1 rRNA gene is annotated in these 2930 nt (G+C 56.1%); it reads left to right on the forward strand.

Annotated features, from left to right (window positions below):
* Positions 1-37: 37 nt before the first annotated feature.
* A 23S ribosomal RNA gene (locus FVR03_RS23810) occupies positions 38-2930 on the forward strand.

A 2930-nucleotide genomic window follows, 5' to 3' on the forward strand; every position in this document is an offset into this window, starting at 1 on the left:
AGAAGAAGCGGGCCGGCTATACTGCGGTATGGCCGGCGAGAACGCAGAGAAGGGCGCATGGGGAATGCCTAGGCTCTCAGAGGCGATGAAGGACGCGACAAGCTGCGAAAAGCCGCGGGGATCGGCACATACGATGCGATCCGCGGATGTCCGAATGGGGCAACCCACCATGTTGAAGACATGGTACACCGCAAGGTGGGCGAACCCGGGGAACTGAAACATCTAAGTACCCGGAGGAAGAGAAAATAACTAATGATTCCGCAAGTAGTGGCGAGCGAACGCGGAAGAGCCCAAACCATGCCTGTCACGGCAGGCATGGGGTTGTAGGACCACGTGGTGGGACCGGAAAACGAAGCATGACACTCTGGGAAGGGTGACCGTAGAGGGTGAGAGTCCCGTTTGCGTAAGTTTTTCGGCCCTAGTGGGATCCTGAGTAGGGCGGGACCGGAGAAATCCCGCCTGAATCCGCCGGCACCATCCGGCAAGGCTAAATACTCCTGAGAGACCGATAGTGAACCAGTACCGTGAGGGAAAGGTGAAAAGTACCCTGAATAAGGGGGTGAAAGAGAACCTGAAACCATGCGCCTACAAGCGGTCGGAGCCCTTTTGTGGGGTGACGGCGTGCCTTTTGCATAATGAGCCTACGAGTTACTCCTCCCTGGCGAGGTTAAGCGTCTCAAGACGCGGAGCCGCAGCGAAAGCGAGTCTGAACAGGGCGCAGAGTCAGGGGGGGTAGACGCGAAACTTTGTGATCTACCCATGGGCAGGATGAAGCTGTGGTAACACACAGTGGAGGTCCGAACCAGTTTACGTTGAAAAGTATTTGGATGACCTGTGGGTAGGGGTGAAAGGCCAATCAAACTGAGAAATAGCTCGTACTCCCCGAAATGCCTTTAGGGGCAGCGTCGCGGTCGAGTCATCTGGAGGTAGAGCTACCGATAGGACTAGGGGGAGTCACATCCTACCGAATCCTGACGAACTCCGAATGCCAGTTGATATACGCGGCAGTGAGGCCTGGGGTGCTAAGGTCCCGGGCCGAGAGGGAAAGAACCCAGACCGCCAGCTAAGGTCCCAAAGTCCACGCTAAGTTGAACAAAGGGGGTCCACTTGCTCAGACAGCCAGGAGGTTGGCTTGGAAGCAGCCATTCCTTTAAAGAGTGCGTAACAGCTCACTGGTCGAGCGAGAGGGCATCGATAATAATCGGGCATCAAGCATGGCACCGAAGCTGCGGATTATAATTTATTATAGTGGTAGGGGAGCATTCCAGGTGCGGCGAAGGTGTGCCGGCAAGGCATGCTGGAGCGCCTGGAAAAGCAAATGTAGGCATAAGTAACGATAATGCGGGCGAGAAACCCGCACACCGAAAGACCAAGGTTTCCTGATCAACGCTAATCGGATCAGGGTTAGTCGGGTCCTAAGGCCGATGCGAAGGCTAAGGTCGATGGACAGCTGGTTAATATTCCAGCACCGGCTGTGCATAGCGATGCGGTGACGGAGAAGTGAAAGGACCGCGCACTGACGGAATAGTGCGTTGAAGGGCGTAGGTATAGGCCGGGTAGTCAAGTACGCCGGGCCTGCTGAAACCCGATAGTACCCCGCGGCCTCGGCCAAGGGGATAGCGTCCCTAATCAGGCTCCCTAGAAAACCCGCTAAGCGCCTAAATGCATAGCCGCCCGTACCGCAAACCGACACAGGTGGTCGAGGAGAGAATCCTAAGGTGCTCGAGTGAATCACGGCCAAGGAACTCGGCAAAATGACCCTGTAACTTCGGGAGAAGGGGTGCTTCCTCCAGCGATGGAGAAGCCGCAGTGAAGAGGCCCAGGCGACTGTTTAACAAAAACACATGGCTTTGCGAAATCGAGAGATGAAGTATAAGGCCTGACACCTGCCCGGTGCCGGAAGGTTAAGAGGGGATGTTAGTGCGCAAGCGCGAGGCATTGAATCGAAGCCCCGGTAAACGGCGGCCGTAACTATAACGGTCCTAAGGTAGCGAAATTCCTTGTCGGGTAAGTTCCGACCTGCACGAATGGTGTAACGATCTGGGCGCTGTCTCAGCCGTGAGCTCGGTGAAATTGTAGTCTCGGTGAAGATGCCGAGTACCCGCAACGGGACGGAAAGACCCCATGAACCTTTACTATAGCTTAGCATTGACGCTGGGTAACTCATGTGTAGGATAGGCCGGAGGCTATGAGGCGGCGTCGCCAGGCGTCGCGGAGCCATCCTTGAAATACGGCCCTTGAGTTGCTTGGCGCCTAACCTCTTACTAAGGGGGACATTGCTTGGTGGGTAGTTTGACTGGGGTGGTCGCCTCCAAAACAATAACGGAGGCTTTCAAAGGTACCCTCAGCACGCTTGGTAACCGTGCGCAGAGCGCAATAGCACAAGGGTGCTTGACTGTGAGGCCCACAAGCCGAGCAGGGCCGAAAGGCGGATATAGTGATCCGGTGGTTCCGCATGGAAGGGCCATCGCTCAAAGGATAAAAGGTACTCTGGGGATAACAGGCTGATCTCCCCCAAGAGCTCATATCGACGGGGAGGTTTGGCACCTCGATGTCGGCTCGTCACGTCCTGGGGCTGGAGAAGGTCCCAAGGGTTCGGCTGTTCGCCGATTAAAGTGGCACGCGAGCTGGGTTCAGAACGTCGTGAGACAGTTCGGTCCCTATCTGTTGTGGGCGTCGGAGATTTGAGGGGTTCTGACCTTAGTACGAGAGGACCGGGTTGGACGAGCCACTGGTGGACCTGTTGTATCGCCAGATGCAGCGCAGGGTAGCTACGCTCGGACGGGATAAGCGCTGAAAGCATCTAAGTGCGAAACCCGCCCCAAGATGAGATCTCCCTTGAGGGCCGTCAGAGACGATGACGTCGATAGGTGGCAGGTGTAAAGGCAGAGATGCCATAGCCGAGCCATACTAATTGCCCGAGCGCGCTC

It is taken from the genome of Pontibacter qinzhouensis (assembly GCF_008017455.1).
In the GTDB taxonomy this organism is placed as follows: domain Bacteria; phylum Bacteroidota; class Bacteroidia; order Cytophagales; family Hymenobacteraceae; genus Pontibacter; species Pontibacter qinzhouensis.